At 32.5% G+C, this 16,251-nt stretch carries 10 protein-coding genes; 6 read left to right on the top strand and 4 right to left on the bottom strand.

Going from position 1 to position 16,251, the window contains the following annotated elements; all coding sequences use genetic code 11:
• Positions 1-34: 34 nt before the first annotated feature.
• The 3 genes from ACKTTV_RS05885 to ACKTTV_RS05895 are packed head-to-tail and all read right to left on the bottom strand — an operon-like array spanning position 35 to position 5,467.
• Positions 35-2,503 carry a beta-mannosidase gene (locus ACKTTV_RS05885; protein ID WP_408029893.1) on the bottom strand — a complete coding sequence of 823 codons (2,469 nt, stop codon included), beginning with the start codon at positions 2,501-2,503 and terminating at the stop codon, positions 35-37.
• Positions 2,496-3,203 carry a copper homeostasis protein CutC gene (locus ACKTTV_RS05890; RefSeq protein ID WP_408029894.1) on the bottom strand — a complete coding sequence of 236 codons (708 nt, stop codon included), beginning with the start codon at positions 3,201-3,203 and terminating at the stop codon, positions 2,496-2,498. The genes ACKTTV_RS05885 and ACKTTV_RS05890 overlap by 8 nt, the downstream gene beginning before the upstream one ends.
• Positions 3,204-3,205: 2 nt before the next feature.
• On the bottom strand, positions 3,206-5,467 hold the full coding sequence (locus tag ACKTTV_RS05895) for a beta-N-acetylhexosaminidase (RefSeq protein WP_408029895.1): 2,262 nt from the start codon (positions 5,465-5,467) through the stop codon (positions 3,206-3,208).
• 39 nt (positions 5,468-5,506) lie between these two features.
• Between ACKTTV_RS05895 and ACKTTV_RS05900 the strand changes: the two genes are divergently transcribed.
• From ACKTTV_RS05900 to ACKTTV_RS05915, 4 genes are all read left to right on the top strand, one after another.
• Entirely contained in the window at positions 5,507-8,434 is a 2,928-nt protein-coding gene (locus ACKTTV_RS05900; RefSeq protein ID WP_408029896.1) for a GH92 family glycosyl hydrolase, read from the top strand.
• A 34-nt stretch (positions 8,435-8,468) separates the two neighbouring features.
• Complete coding sequence (locus ACKTTV_RS05905) at positions 8,469-9,482, top strand: isoaspartyl peptidase/L-asparaginase family protein (RefSeq protein WP_408029897.1); 1,014 nt, start codon at positions 8,469-8,471, stop codon at positions 9,480-9,482.
• A gap of 12 nt (positions 9,483-9,494) precedes the next feature.
• A complete protein-coding gene (locus tag ACKTTV_RS05910; protein WP_408029898.1) occupies positions 9,495-10,805 on the top strand; it encodes a sugar MFS transporter in 1,311 nt (436 codons plus the stop codon).
• A gap of 188 nt (positions 10,806-10,993) precedes the next feature.
• The gene (locus ACKTTV_RS05915; protein WP_408029899.1) at positions 10,994-11,401 is read left to right on the top strand and encodes a hypothetical protein; all 408 of its coding nucleotides are present in this window, start codon (positions 10,994-10,996) and stop codon (positions 11,399-11,401) included.
• A 937-nt stretch (positions 11,402-12,338) separates the two neighbouring features.
• Here the strand turns inward: ACKTTV_RS05915 and ACKTTV_RS05920 are convergent.
• On the bottom strand, positions 12,339-12,995 hold the full coding sequence (locus tag ACKTTV_RS05920; protein ID WP_408029900.1) for a hypothetical protein: 657 nt from the start codon (positions 12,993-12,995) through the stop codon (positions 12,339-12,341).
• A 422-nt stretch (positions 12,996-13,417) separates the two neighbouring features.
• On the opposite strand from ACKTTV_RS05920, the gene ACKTTV_RS05925 reads away from it, so the two are divergent.
• Entirely contained in the window at positions 13,418-14,227 is an 810-nt protein-coding gene (locus tag ACKTTV_RS05925) for a hypothetical protein (protein WP_408029901.1), read from the top strand.
• Positions 14,228-14,718: 491 nt separating this feature from the next.
• Positions 14,719-15,993 (top strand): amidohydrolase, encoded by a 1,275-nt coding sequence (locus ACKTTV_RS05930; RefSeq protein ID WP_408029902.1) that lies wholly within the window; start codon positions 14,719-14,721, stop codon positions 15,991-15,993.
• Positions 15,994-16,251 lie beyond the last annotated feature (258 nt).

A 16,251-nucleotide genomic window follows, 5' to 3' on the forward strand; every position in this document is an offset into this window, starting at 1 on the left:
ATTCTTTTCTGTTAAAGCTTTGTTAAATAAAAGTTTAATTAATTGAGTTGAGATTTTTTATTTTCAAATCGCCAATATTATTGGCATTTGTTATGAATTTAACGGTTGTTTCAGTGTTTGGTAAAAGGTCAAAAAAGTTGTCGGTAAATCTTCCCTTTTCAGTTGTATGCAGGAATACATCTTTTTGAAGTGTTACGCTTTTCAAACAAACAGAAAAACCATTCTCAGTCTTTTTTATAGATGTTGTAATAGGAGCTTTTTTCAACTTTAGATTTTTGGGTTTAGTTAAATAAATGATTCGAGATTCTTTGTTGAAATTGACGAATACAACGTTTGATGTTCTATCTATATTTTTCAATGATATTTGTTTATATACTTCACTGCTATTAGAGGAAATGTTGGCTTCTTTTTTAAAAGTTGAACTAATATTACCAGAAAGATCCATTATTTGGATATTAAGTGTGTCTTTTATCGTATTAAAGCCATCATTTACAATATAAATTTGAAGATGATTATCCTCAATTTTAGAAGAAATTAATTGGTTTTTAAACGCTTTTTTCGCTTTATATTGGAGCGCTTTCCAATTCCCTAAATAATCAATGCTAGACCAGGAAATAGAAGGCCAACAGTCGTTTAATTGCCAATACAAGGTTCCCATGTTTTTGGGTTTAGCACGCCTATGAGCTTCTATTCCCATGGTAATTCCTTTTGCCTGCACCAATTGACTTATATAAATATAGTCTTCAGAGTTATTAGAGACAATATAGTCTCTCATCATATATTCTCTAATCAATTGGAATCCTCTGGAATGTTTTTGATGATTTTTGATGGATTCTGATTCCAGATTCAAGCTTTTATTTTGATTGATCATATTTACAACGTCATAGCTTGGAAAAGATTGAAATCCAAATTCACTCATAAACCTAGGTACTTTTTCCTCAAAATGTTCGAAAGGAGCAGCATCGTGCCAAACCCACCAATCATGGGCATCACCTTCGAATTCATATTTAGGATTTCCTCTACCATACTTTGGAGAACTTTCCCAATAAGAAGTTTTATCACTGTTTTGGCTAACTATTGAAGGAAGTAAGTCCTTAAATAAGTTTTGGTAATGCGACCAGATGAGTTCTTTTTCTTCTTCTGATTTGTTCATCTGCCATCCCCATCGATGCCATCCTTCTGAGCTTTCATTGTTTCCACACCAAAGAGCAATTGAGGTATGATTTCTTAATCGTTTGACTTGCTGTATAGCCTCGGTTTTCACATTCTCAAAAAACGCTTTATCTCCTGGATACATGGCGCAAGCAAACATAAAATCCTGCCAAATTAAAATTCCCTTTTCATCACATAAATCATAGAAAGAATCATTTTCATAAATACCACCACCCCAAATACGAAGCATATTCATGTTTGAATCTACAACATCGGTCAACAAATTATCATAGTCACTTAGTTTAACTTTATTTTGAAAGCTATTTTGAGGAATATAATTGGCTCCTTTGGCATAAATGGGTTTGCCGTTGAGTTCAAAGTAAAATGAAGTTCCTATAGCGTCTTTTTGGGTGATTAGCTTTATATTTCGAATACCTTTTTTAAGTGTTTTTTTGTCATAAACAGTTCCTGCAGATTTCAAGGTAAAGTCAAAGTTGTATAAGTATGGAGTTCCTAAGTTATGCGTCCACCAAAGTTTCGGATTGTTAATAGTTATTGGAATCTCATATAGGTGTTTTCCTTTTTTTAATTCAATAGAAACTTTTTTTGAGATACCATTAATTGAATATTGAATGTTGGCAGAAGTTTCAATTGTACTTTGAATCGTGATTTTTGCGGTAAGACTTGCTGAATTCTTGGTAATTGAATTTTGTTGAAGAAATACATCTTCAAATAGGAGCTCATCCCAAGCCTTGATGCTGATGTTTTTCCAAATTCCGCAAGTGTTCAACTTAGGTCCCCAATCCCATCCGTATTGAAATTGAGCTTTACGAGTGAAAACACGATTTCCTTCTGGTAAGGTATAATTAATTGCTTCTTTGAGCTCTTTTTCTCTTTTTTCAGGAGCGTCAAATACGATTGTTAAGTTGTTTTTAGCTTTAATAATTTCCTTTATAGAAAAAGAATAATTTCGAAATGCGTTGTTCGTTGAACCAATGAGTTGATCATTCAAAAAGATAGAAGCGTAGGTGTCGAGACCAGCAAAGTTTAATATAACGTGTTGTTTTTTTAAAATATCTTCTGAAAGCTCAAATGAAGTTTTGTATTCCCAATCTTTTGACGATACCCATTGTACTTTTTTTTCGTTTGAAAGAATAAATGGATCAGGAATATTGTTATTGTTTTTCAAATCGGTAAAAATATTCCCTGGAACCGTAGCTTTTTGCCAATCTAAAGTATCGGTTCCTTTAAAAGACCAATTTTTGTTGAGGTTTACGATATAGGGCAGGTTTTGTTTTTGTTTACAACTTAAAGCAATAAAGAATGAAAAAAGTAAAAGAACATTACGCATTGTTAAGTTGTTTTATCAATGATTTTATTGTTTCTGGATCAGAAACTGTTTGCGGAATTGTTTCGAATTCAGGAAAGAAAGATTTTTGTTGAATAACTTTTGATGCAGATGTGTGTATTTCAGTAAATCCCTTTTTTTTAAAAATTGAAATGTTAGAATGGTTGACACCGCTACCTGGCATAATGTTCAAATTTTTCCCACCAATTTCTTTTAGTTTTATTAACAATTCGATTCCTTCAATTGCAGTAGGCTTTAATCCTGAACTTAAAATACGTTTAACACCAATTTCTTTTAATGCTTTTATAGAATCTTCAGGATTTGCTACACAGTCAAACGCTCTGTGAAAAGTGAAATCAAGAGGTTTAGCCAATTCAAATAGAGCTTTTGTTCTTTTGATGTCAATATTTCCATTTTCAGATAAAACTCCTGTAACAATACCTGAACAGCCAACCTTTTTGCAAAATTCAATATCTTTTTTAATTATTTCGAATTCAGTATCTGTATATATAAAGTTACCACTTCGAGGTCTAATTAAAATAAAAACAGGTATTGAAATATTTTCAATAACCTGTTTTATAAGTCCATATGAGGGAGTAATACCACCAAGGCTTAACTCACTACATAATTCTATTCGATTTGCACCAGCATTTTGAGCGTTTATAGCTGATTGATAAGAATTGGCACAAATTTCTAGAAGCATATTTAATTTATAATAATTTCGTCTAAAAATAACCAAGATAAATTTCCTGCACCACGTTTTCCTGGTTTAATAATACCATAGTTAGGAATAGAAATGGTTATTTTTTGAGCTTTTATACCATTGAAAGTAGTTTTAAAGTTTACAACCCACTCTTTAGAATTCGGAACTTCAACCTTTTCAGGTTTTCCATCATCGAATGAAACCCAAATCTCGTTAGGAGCGTAAATCCATTGATATTGCCCATTGTGAAAACGTGCACTAATAGAACTAATATCAGTTACTTTTTCAAGATCATAAGTTAATTTAAGTGTGTCTTCTCTAAAACCTAACCACTCTTGATCGCGGTGACGTTTATCACTTCCAAGGATACCATTGTTTAATGTGATTTTACCTCCGGCGTTGAATTTTTCATTAGGAAGCGCACTCAAGCTTAACTTTTTACCAATAGCTTTATGTTTATAGATTTGTTGGTCAAGTATATTGCTGACTCTACCTTTTTCGTCAAAACTAGCTGCTTTTAACTGTGTATCTTTTTCGATAACAATTGGTTTTTTATATAGTGTAGAAGAAATAGTTGGATCCGTTCCATCAGTCGTATAACGAATAGATTTACCTTCAGTCTCACTTTTTAGGGTATATGTAGTCTGATCATTTTGTGTTTCAATGTGTCCACTTAATTCAAATAAATGATTGGCATAATTGACGTCTAAATGATCTAGGCGTTTCATAAAATGTAAAAGTCTTTGTTTAAAATCATCGAAGTTTTTGTTCTCAGATTTCGACCAAACCACTTCGCTCAAAGCCATCATTCTTGGGTAAGCCATATACTCAAGTTGTTCTGTAGTTGGAATGTACTCAGTCCAAATATTTCCTTGTGCTCCAAGAACATATTTAGCCTCTTCTTCAGTTAACTCTTCAGGAATCGGGTTAAAACTGTATACTTTTTCAAGAGGTAAGAATCCTCCAATAGCTAAAGGTTCACTTTTGTTTTTAGATTGATAGTGGTCGAAGTAACAATGAGAACCAGGTGTTAAAATAACATCATGATGTTCTTTTGCAGCTTCAATAGCTCCTTTTGTTCCTCTCCATGACATTACTGTAGCGTTAGGAGCCAATCCACCTTCCAAGATTTCATCCCAACCAATAATTTGTCTTCCTTTAGAGTTAATGTACTTTTCCATTCTTTGAATAAAATAACTCTGTAACTCGTGCTCGTCTTTTAATCCATTTTTCTTAATAAAGTCTTGGCAGAATTTAGATTCTTTCCATTGTTTCTTTGGAGCCTCATCTCCACCGATATGAATGTATTTCGAAGGGAAAAGTTCGACAACTTCATCAATTACGTCTTCTAAAAATTTAAAAGTCTCTTCTTTTGGACAGTAAATATCTTCAAATACTCCCCATTTTTTAACAACTTCCACCTTATTACCAGTACATCCAAATTCTGGATATGCAGCTAAAACCGCTTGAGAGTGCCCAGGCATTTCTATTTCAGGAATAATGGTAACTTGTCTTTCAGTAGCGTAAGCAACAACTTCTTTAACTTCTTCTTGAGTATAGTAACCACCATATCGCTTATTATCATATCGTTCAGGTTTGTCGCTATAATGACCTATTAAAGTTCCATCTCTAAAAGCTGAAATTTCTTGAAGTTTTGGATATTTTTTAATTTCAATACGCCATCCTTGATCTTCAGTTAAGTGCCAATGAAAGGTATTCATTTTAAGCAATGCAATCATATCAATGTATTCTTTGATAAAATCAACAGGGAAAAAATGTCTTCCAACATCTAAATGCATTCCTCGGTATCTGAATTGAGGAGCATCCGCGATTTCAACACATTGAATAGATACTTGAGAAGCTTTCGTTTCTAAAGGCATTAATTGAATTAATGATTGCACAGCATAAAAGGCTCCTCTTGCAGATTTCGCCTCAATAGTAATCATTGTTTGGGTTACATTTAAAGTATACCCCTCTTCATTTTCAATTTGATTATTATAGTTGAAAACAATTTGCTTATCGTTGGCTTCCGTAAAGGAAATATTAAAGTTTTTTGAAACGTACTTTTTCAAATAATTACCAACTTCTTTAAAGCGATCATCTACTTTTAAAGAAACGTTGTTATCGAGAGAAAATAAACCATTTTTTACAGTTTGGGACGCAGGGGCGGGAATAATTGCCGGGTAAATCGGCTTTGGGATATTTTCATGACAGTTAATAAATAACAGCATAAAAAATAATCCTAGGTAGTAAGTAGTTTTCATTTTCTATTATATTTGGTACTAAAATAACAATCTATTAATATGAAATTCAAAAATTTCAGCTTATTTGTTACGATAATTCTACTAACGAATTGTAATAGTCGAAGTTCAGCAAATTTTGAAGCAAAAAAAGATAGATCTTTGATTTCGTATGTAAATCCATTTATTGGTACAGGAGGGCATGGTCATACCTATCCAGGAGCATCAATGCCATTTGGTATGATGCAATTATCTCCTGATACAAGATTAGATGGATGGGATGGGTGTTCTGGGTATCATTATTCTGATTCCGAAATTTATGGGTTTACGCATACCCATTTGAGTGGTACTGGTGTTTCTGATTATGGAGATATTTTATTAATGCCTACGAACAAAGTTGTTTTTAATAATGGAGTAGATGGAAAGGATGGGTATAAATCTAAGTTTTCTCATAAAAAAGAAGCTGCTGAACCTGGATTTTATAAGGTTTATTTAGAGGATACCAATATTGATGTTGAGTTGACCGTGTCAAAGAGAAGTGGGGTACATAAGTATCAATTTCCAAAAAAAGAAAATCAGATTGTTATTTTAGATTTAGAGCATCGTGATGAGGTTTTAGATTTTAATTTTGAACAACATGATAAGTATACCATAAGTGGTTATAGACATTCAAAAGCTTGGGCTACAAATCAAAAGTTATTTTATTACATCAAGTTTTCTCACAAAATAGCAAAACCCTTTTATAACAATAATGAAAAAGCCTCCAAGATTGCTTTTGAGTTTATAAACCCGAAAAATGAACCTGTCTTTGTTAAAGTAGGAATTTCGGCAGTGGATGTTGAAGGAGCAAAGAAAAATTTAGAAACTGAGATAGGGAGTAAAACATTCGCAGAGGTAAAGAAAATAGTACGAGATACTTGGGAAAACCAGCTTGAAAAAATTATAGTAGAAGATACTAATGAAGCTTATAAAGTAAATTTTTATACCTCTATGTATCATGCTATGATTGCTCCTAATTTGTATCAAGATGTTGATGGGAGGTATAGGGGAATGGATTTGAAAATTCATGAAACAAAAAAGTTTAATTACTATACCGTATTCTCTTTATGGGATACGTACAGAGCTGCACACCCATTGTATACAATTATTGAGCAAGAGCGAACAAATGATTTTATCAATACGTTTTTGGCAAAGTATGACGAAGGAGGTATTATGCCAATTTGGGATTTATCGGGTTGTTATACAGGATGTATGATTGGGTATCATGCAGTACCAGTTATAGCCGATGCATATTTAAAAGGAATTCAAGGTTATAACGTTGAAAAAGCTTTTGAAGCGATGAAGCATTCGGCAATTCAAGATAAATTAGGTTTGGAAGCGTATAAAAAATATGGTTTTATTCCAGTAGAAAAAGAATCAGAGTCGGTTTCAAAAACGTTAGAGTATGCTTATGACGATTGGACCATTGCTCAAATGGCGAAGGCGTTAGGGAGGCAAGAGGATGTCAAAACCTTTACCGAAAGAGCCCAGTTTTATAAGAATGTTTTTGACCCAAAGAGTCAGTTTATGCGTGGACGATTTAGAAATACTTGGTTCAAACCTTTTGATCCATATGAAGTAAACTTTAATTATACGGAAGCCAATTCTTGGCAGTATAGTTTTTATGTACCACAGGATGTTTCTGGGTTTATGAAATTATTAGGAGGGAAGCAGCAGTTAGAAGAAAACTTAGACAAGTTGTTTAGTGCAGATGATAATACTTCTGGTCGTCATCAGGTGGATATAACCGGATTGATCGGTCAATATGCGCATGGAAATGAACCAAGTCATCACATGGCTTATCTGTATAATTTTGTGAATAAACCTTCAAAAACGCAAGAGCGAATTCGTCAAATTCTAACGGAACAATATACCAATACTCCTGATGGTATTTCTGGAAATGAAGATTGTGGACAAATGAGTGCTTGGTATATATTTAGCAGTTTAGGATTTTATCCAGTTACACCGGCATCTAGTCAGTATATTATTGGGAGTCCATTGTTTAATAAAGCGACTATCAACCTAGAAAATGGAAAGAAATTTACTATGGTTGCTCATGATTTGTCTGAAGAGAATAAATATATTTCTAAAGTGATTTTAAATGGTAAGTCTTTGGAAAGAACTTTTATAAATCATAGCGAAGTTGTAAGCGGAGGAACCTTGGAGTTTTACATGACCAGCTCTCCTTCAGAATGGGGAACAAAAGAAGGGCAAGAGCCCGTTACCGAAATAAAAGAACATCCGATTGTTGCAGCACCATTTATTGCGGAAGGGGATATTGCCTTTAAAGGCAAAACAGCACTAACATTGGCAAGTGTTGATAAAGATGCAAAGCTATTTTATTCCTTAAACCAAGAGGATTTTACTGAATATCATCAACCAATAGAAATAAAGGAAAAAGGAGTCTTAAAGGTTTATGCGGAAAAGAATGGGAGTAAAAGCTCCATCATTACTACAGAATTGTATAAGATTGATCCAAATTTAAAAATCGATTTACAAACGAAATATGCCAACCAATATAACGCAGGAGGCGATAATGCTTTAATTGACGGTATTCTTGGAGCTAATGATTTTAGAACAGGTACTTGGCAAGGATATTTCGATACTGATCTGATTGCGGTTGTTGATTTAGGAAGACAGAAGAAAGTGAATATGGTGGAAGTAAACTTTTTGGAAGATCAACGTTCATGGATATTTCTCCCTTCTTCAGTAGAATGTTTTGTTTCAAAAGATGGTAAAGAGTATAAGTCTATAGAAAGCAAGAAGCAAATCGAAAATACAACCCCTACTGAAGTAGTTAGTATTAAGAATGTTTATTTCAAACAACCTTCTCAAGAATTTAGATATGTTAAAGTGATAGCGAAAAAATTAGGAACGTTACCAAAATGGCATTTAGGATACGAACATGATGGGAAATCATGGTTGTTTGTCGATGAAATACAGATAAAGTAAAGTAACTACAAAATAACAACTACAATACAGACAAATGAAGAGAAGGAAGTTTTTACAAAAGGCATCAGTATCTGGATTAGGAGTTTTTGCTGCTTCATCCATATTAGCTTGCAAAACAGAGCAAGAGTCAGATAAAACTCAAAATAAACAGAATGGAACTTCGACAATAGTCAAACCATTAGTTATTGCAACTTGGAACACGCCATTGGCAGTTGAAACAGCTGCTAAAATTTTGGAAAGAGGAGGTTCAGCTTTGGAAGCAGTGGAAGAAGGTTGTCGGATAGAAGAGGCGAATGAAGAAGGACAATCTGTTGGAAAAGGAGGATTACCCGATAGAGATGGAAATGTTACTTTGGATGCGTGTATTATGGATGAGAAAGGGAATTATGGAGCTGTATTGTGTGTGAAAAATATTAAACATGTGATTTCTGTAGCGAGAAAAGTTATGGAAGATACTCCTCATGTGATGCTTGTTGGAGAAGGAGCGGAGCAGTTTGCTGTATCACAAGGGTTTGAAAAAGAAGATTTATTAACTGAATCTTCTAGAAAGGCTTGGGAGAAATGGAAAGAAAAATCAGAATATAAACCAATTATTAATATAGAAAATCACGATACTATTGGAATGCTTGCTATTGATAATAATGGTGATATTTCTGGAGCATGTACTACAAGTGGACTAGCTTACAAAATGGCTGGAAGGGTTGGTGATTCTCCGATTATTGGAGGAGGACTTTTTGTAGATAACGAAATTGGAGGAGCTGCGGCAACAGGTTTGGGAGAAGAGGTATTAAAAACTGTGGGGAGTTTTTTGATTGTAGAATTAATGAGACAAGGGAAATCTCCTCAAGAAGCTTGTGAAGAAGCAATTGCTAGAATTGTAAATAAGCCAAATAGTGACTATAAAAACTTTCAAGTTGGTTATATTGCGGTAAATAAAAAAGGTGAAACAGGGGCGTATTCAATTCACGAATGGTTCAGCTACAATATTTATAAAAACAAAGAAAACAAAAACATTAAATCAGATTTTATTCTAAATAGAAAACAATAACGCTAAATAACTATGACTACATCAACCAACAAATCCTATACAAAGGCATTTATCTTTTTAACCTCCTTATTTTTTCTTTGGGGATTCATAACTGTTTTAGTAGATTCTTTAATACCTAGAATACGAGAACTATTTACGCTTTCATATTTTCAAGCAGGTTTGGTTCAGTTTGCCTTTTTTGGAGCGTATTTTTTGTTATCAATTCCTGCAGGGTACATTTTAGCGAGAATTGGTTATAAAAAAGGAATTATTTTGGGATTATCTACAATGGCAGTTGGGTGTTTATTGTTTTATCCGGCCGCGTCCTATCGTGTTTTTGGAATTTTTATGTTGGCATATTTTGTTTTGGCAGGCGGAATTACGATCCTTCAAGTAGCGGCCAATCCTTATGTTGCAGTTTTAGGTTCGGAAGAAGGTGCAAGTAGCCGTTTAAATCTATCACAAGCTTTTAATTCTTTAGGAACAGCTATAGCACCTGCCATTGGAGCTATGTTAATTTTAAGTGATAAGGTCAAGTCTAAAGATGAAATTGCTGCGTTATCGGAAACAGCAAAAGAACAATATTTATTAGCAGAAGCAGAAGCTGTACAAACTCCTTTTATTGGTATTGCAGGCTTTATAATTGTATTAGCACTAATATTTGTTTTTGTAAAGCTTCCAAAATTATTAGAAAAAGTTCCAAATGGAGGGTATGCAAAATTACTTTCTAATAAATCACTCATGATGGGAGCTATCGGAATTTTTGTCTATGTGGGAGCTGAGGTATCTATAGGAAGTTACTTGGTGAACTATTTTATGGATATGAATTTATTTGAAGCTATAAAAAATAGCGCTTTCATGAAAGGAATTTCAGAAACCCTATTGAATGCTGATCTTGGAACCGTTGATAATAAAGCAATAGTAGGAGCCTTCGTAACTTTTTATTGGTCAGGAGCCATGATTGGAAGATTTATTGGGGCTTATTTAACGAAAGTTATCGCTCCAGCAAAAGTACTAATGAGCTTTGCTATTGGTGCTCTTGCTTTGATTTTAATATCAATGAACACTTCAGGTTTTGTTGCTATGTGGACCATCTTAGCCGTAGGTTTGTTTAACTCTATTATGTTCCCAACTATTTTTACACTGGCAATTGATGGTTTGGATGATTTAAAACCTCAAGCTTCCGGTGTTTTATGTACTATGATTGTTGGTGGAGCTATTATTCCTCCTTTATATGGATTATTAACTGATAACATTGGATTTAAATTAGCCTTTGTATTAGTAATCCTTTGTTATGGATATATCTGGTTTTATGGGAAGAGTAAAATTAAGGTATCGAAATAAGTATTGATTATAAATAACAACAATATATAATAATAGCCGCTCTGTTCTGAGTATTTTAAATAGTTTATTATCATGAATAACCTACCTTATTTGATGACGAATAGCTGTAACATTTTAATAAATTATAAATAAGTTGCTCAGTATTAGATTTTAATGTTAATAGTATTTTTAATATTAATCAGATTCAAATGGAATCAATAATAGAAAAATTAGATAGAATACTAGGAGTGACTGCTGCGCTATGTTTATTAGTTTTTATAGTGTATCATTCCATATCTACTAGTAATGATTTGATAGACAATGGTGTTGTTACTAAGGGAAAGATATTTGATGGCCATTATGTCGGTGGTAAGTTTTACATTAAGTACTATTTCTACGTTGCTAATAAGAAGTATGTTAATGAAAGGAGAGTTAGTACTTTTGTATGCGATGACGGAACAAAATGTTGTATTGGTAAAGAAGTAAAAGTTTTTTATTCGAAGAAAAACCCTGAAAACTCAGATGTTAACTTAGGTAAATACAATAAGTATAAAATGGGAAAGAAGTTGTATGAGTTTTATCGTGATTCTCCAGCAACGATAGATTACCAAGAATAAAATAATAAATGCACCGCTAGTTTGTAACTAGTGGCGAGTAAAAGTAAGCCAAATAGCAATAAATATAAAAACTACTTTACATTAGTTTGTAAGGTCGTTTTTATTTTAAAATCATATCTTTTGCAATTATATCTGAGAATTATAATATAGTTTAAAAGTCGATTGCCATTTCAAATGTTAACAAGAGAAAAGCGGTTTGGCGTTTAGAGTAACAGAGATTAGATTAAATATGAACTAATGGTAAGATATTTTATAATATTATTTTTAATAATTTGTACTTCATGCATTAATAAGGAGGATAGTAAAATTAATCTTAAAGAAAGAATAGTATACTTCAAGGTCTAGAAGAGGTTGAATATGCAAGTTTAAAGAAAAGAGGTATACGAAATCATGATGTTGAATCTAAACTATTTGATTCTATTTTTGTTAGTAAAAATTTATGCGATGGAATCCCTAATGAGTGTTTTTATACTAATAATACTTTTAGTAATGAATTTCATGGGCTTTTTTGGTCTAATTATTCGAATGAAATAGATTTTTTGTTTTTCCTTGTAACAGATTCAAAGGTTTCAAATAAGACATATATTGCTTCGGTAAAAGATAATAAAATAGTATCTCGCTTAGTCATAGGTAAATTTGATCATTTCGATAGCGGAAAAAGCATTAATTTTAAGATTTCAAAGGAAAACGAATTTGAGATAAATAAGTTTTTTCATGAAAAGAATTTGAGGGTTTGTTTAAAAGAAATCTATAAAATAGATACCATAAGCGGAAAGTTTTATTTATCAGAACCTCCTAATATCATTAAGAATGAGTAATAAAGATTAGTGCTACTTTGAGAACCCTTTCGTGTGGCTAGTAAGAGTAAGTGAAACAATAATAAATAAGAAGCTACCTTAATGTAAAATTTAAGGTAGTTTTTTATGCAATAACCTTATTAATTCATTTTGGTAATACCAATATTCATTAATCGCCCATGAAGCGTTTGACCAGCATTTAAAACATATCGTAATGAAATTAGATCGTTAGCATTGAGATTGTACATTACAACTCCTGTACTTCCCCACCAATCTTGATTGGTTAATGAAACCGAGCCTCTGTTTAAATATGCAATCAAGTTATTATTTCTAAAAGCTGCGATGATATATTTTGTATTTCCAGCTGGCATATTTGAGGTTGATAATTCGGCTGAAATCATATAAATACCTGTTTTTAAAATTCTAATAGTTCCATTGGAAACAACTTGGAATATATCATTATCGATATACTGAACATGGCCATTATTAATAGGGAAATTGTAGTAGGTATTCGTAGAATTAGGAATATTATAACCTCCATTTCTGTTTAATATAACAGACTTTAGTTTTGCGGTATCATCTATGGCAGACCAATTGGTACCGTTAAATTTATAAATGCCGTTATCATCAGTATTATACACTAAACTTCCAGGGTTAGGCGCAGTTATACTTAAAATTTCTGTATTAGTAGCTCTTGGTAAAGCAAAAAGCGAGTTTGCATCTATTTGGGCATTAATACATTGAAAAGAAAATAGCACAAGAAATAGCGCTAATGCAGGTTTGGTTGAAAATTTCATTTTCAGGCAATTAGTAGTTAAAGTTTTTAAATGTATCTTCAAAAGTCAATTATAAGCTACTCCGAAGATGGTTGTTGGTTTTCGCGCCCGAAAATAGCGCTTTTTTAAATGTGTTTTAGTTTTTTAACGTAATTATAAGATTATATAAAAAAAGCAATAAAAATGAACCGATTTTGATGTTTTTAGAGTCTTTAAAACTCGATTGTTTTAAAGTGTTCTTTGCTAATATTTCGTATTCAATTACTTTTATAAAAAAATATAATTATTCGTAAAGCATAAAGAGTCGTATTAGTCAATCTAAACTTGTTTCAGCTTCTCATCTTTTAACTTGTTTTTTAAGTATAAAGAGATACCTAAATAAGTTGGAATCACCTAAATATTACAACTATGACTTAGTGCAAACATTAAAAAAACAACAATCGATGAAGTTAACATTTAACTTTGAACATGGGGAAATAGAAGGTGTTCTTAAATTAAGTCAAGAAAATAATACAATGGTTATTATTACCAATGGACATAACGGTTTTTATAATTATGGAATGTTTCCATTTATTCAAGAAACCTTATTGAAAAATGGTATTTCATCGTTTAGTTATAATTTTAGCCACGGAGGTGTGATTGGAGATGCCGATAGATTTGACGATTTAGAGAATTATGAAAAGAACTGTATGCGCCTAGAAAGGCTGGATTTTATAGAAGTTCACAAGGCAATAGCATCAAAATACCCAAAAACAAAAATATTTCATTTAGCGCATAGTTTAGGAGGCATACCTACAACCTTTGGTATTTCGGAATTAGAAAAGCACAACATACCAGTTTCGGGAGCTATTTTATTAGCAACTGTAAAAAAGTTAGATATTTGGTCCCAAGAGGTTATAGAGCAATGGAAAACAAACAAAGTTCTCCACAAAAAGAATAATAGAACGAAACAAGAATTACCACAAGGAAGCGAGTTTTTAAGTGAAGTTTTGAATGCAAGTAAAAATTGGAACGTACAGGCTGTTTTAAATGAAATTAAAACACCTTTTTACTATATCCATGGAAAAGAAGACGAAGCAATACCTTATGAGCACGGAGTGAATCAATTTTTATGGAAAACATTGAATTCAGAATTAAGTCTAATTGAAAAAGCCACGCATACCTTAAATACAAGGCATCCTTTTGAAGGACCTTCACCCCAATTGTTAGAGTTTCTGGATTTAACAGTCAATTGGATAAAAGAAAAATCCTAATAGATTATATAAAAAATAGAATGAAAACTAACAGTTCGTCATTTCGAACGCTAGTGAGAAATCTTTTGTTAACATCTGATTTACTTTTAAGTAAGTATTTGGTTAATCTAGCATTAATCAAAAAACTTTAGTATTCATTATTCCTTTATAATAGCATTATCGATACATTTTTTAAGTTATTACGATTTTATAGAAATCATTCTTGTAGGCATTTTTAAGAAGTAAACTTCAAACAAAGCTTGTAAATTCAGCGTTTTTCACATAGAAAAATATTCTTCCATTGATAATTAAAAAAAAAATGGTAAATTTACTAGCTATCAATTGGTTAGCTGTTGTTAATCTTTTGACTGCACTTTTGATGAAAGATTAGATGTCTTTTGGGGGATAATAACATTTTTACAAACAAAAATCTTTTAGACTTAAGTTCGTACTTGTCGGTCTTTAAGTGATTCTCCTACTCATCAAACGAAAACATTAAATTAAACTATTATATGAAACTTTTTTTATTGGCACTAGTAGGTTTTGGAATGACCTCATTTTGTTTCTCTCAAGACTTATCATCTTCAGAATTGAAGGATATTGAAGCAAAAGTAATTAAATGGCGTAGGCATTTTCATCAGAACCCAGAATTGTCGAATAGAGAGTTTAACACAGCAAAAGTCATAGCAAAACATTTGAAATCACTTGGTATTGAAACACAAGAAAATGTGGCAAAAACGGGTGTTGTGGGTGTTTTAAAAGGACCAACAGGTACAAAAGTAGTAGCCCTTAGAGCCGATATTGATGCTTTACCTGTGAGAGAACGAAATGATTTAGAGTTTAAATCTACTATTACTTCTGAATACTTAGGAAAAGAAGTTGGTGTAATGCACGCTTGTGGACATGATACACATACCGCTATTTTAATGGGAGTGGCAGAATTACTTTCAAAACATAAAGATAAAATAAACGGTACGGTAAAATTCATCTTTCAACCTGCTGAAGAAGGAGCGCCCGAAGGAGAAGAAGGAGGAGCGGAGTTGATGGTGAAAGAAGGAGTTTTAAAGAACCCTGATGTTGATGCTATTTTTGGTTTGCACATCTCTTCTGGACTTGATGTAGGTAGAATTCTATACAAACCTAGAGGTATTATGGCGGCTTCTCAGAGTTATAAAATTAATGTAAAAGGGAAACAATCGCATGGTTCACGACCTTGGTCTGGAGTTGATCCTATAGTGGCTTCAGCCAAAATAATCGATGGTTTACAAACCATCATTAGTCGTGAAGCGGATTTAACCAATGAAGGAGCTGTTATAACGGTAGGGAAAATAGATTCTGGTGTACGTTCGAATATTATTCCAGAATCAGCTACTATGATCGGTACGATTAGAACATTGGATTATAAAATGCAAAAGCAAATTAATGATCGTATGAAAGAAATGGTGCCTACGATAGCAAAGGCTTATAGAGCTGAAGCCACCATAGCTATAGAAAAAGGATATCCAATTACCTATAACGATGTTGATTTGACGCAAATGGCGTTACCAACCTTGCAAAAGGTAGCTGGTATGGAAAATGTAATTTTAACGAAAGCAATAACAGGTGCTGAAGACTTTTCCTTCTTTCAAAAAGAAGTGCCTGGATTTTATTTTTTCCTTGGAGGAAAAGCAAAGGATGATAAAAATCCTTATCCACATCATACTCCAGATTTCATGATTGATGAAAGCGGATTGATTTTAGGAGTAAAAACGATGTATCAATTATCACTCGATTATTTAAATCAATAGATTTTTTTAATATTAGCAGAATGGAAGCCGTCTAACATTGTTTAGGTGGCTTTTCCTTTTTGAGACTATCTATAATGATTAAGGGTGTTCCGATATATGGAGAATAAATATATTGGAATAACGATGAAAATGAAGTGAAAAATGTATCGATAACTGCATACAATAAAAAGAAACACTTTTCGATACAAAATTATTAGTCATTTAATTTTAAATAGATTTTAAAGAAATAAAAAACCATCTAAACGAGAGCTTAGATGG

The organism is Tenacibaculum xiamenense (assembly GCF_964513065.1).
In the GTDB taxonomy this organism is placed as follows: domain Bacteria; phylum Bacteroidota; class Bacteroidia; order Flavobacteriales; family Flavobacteriaceae; genus Polaribacter; species Polaribacter xiamenense.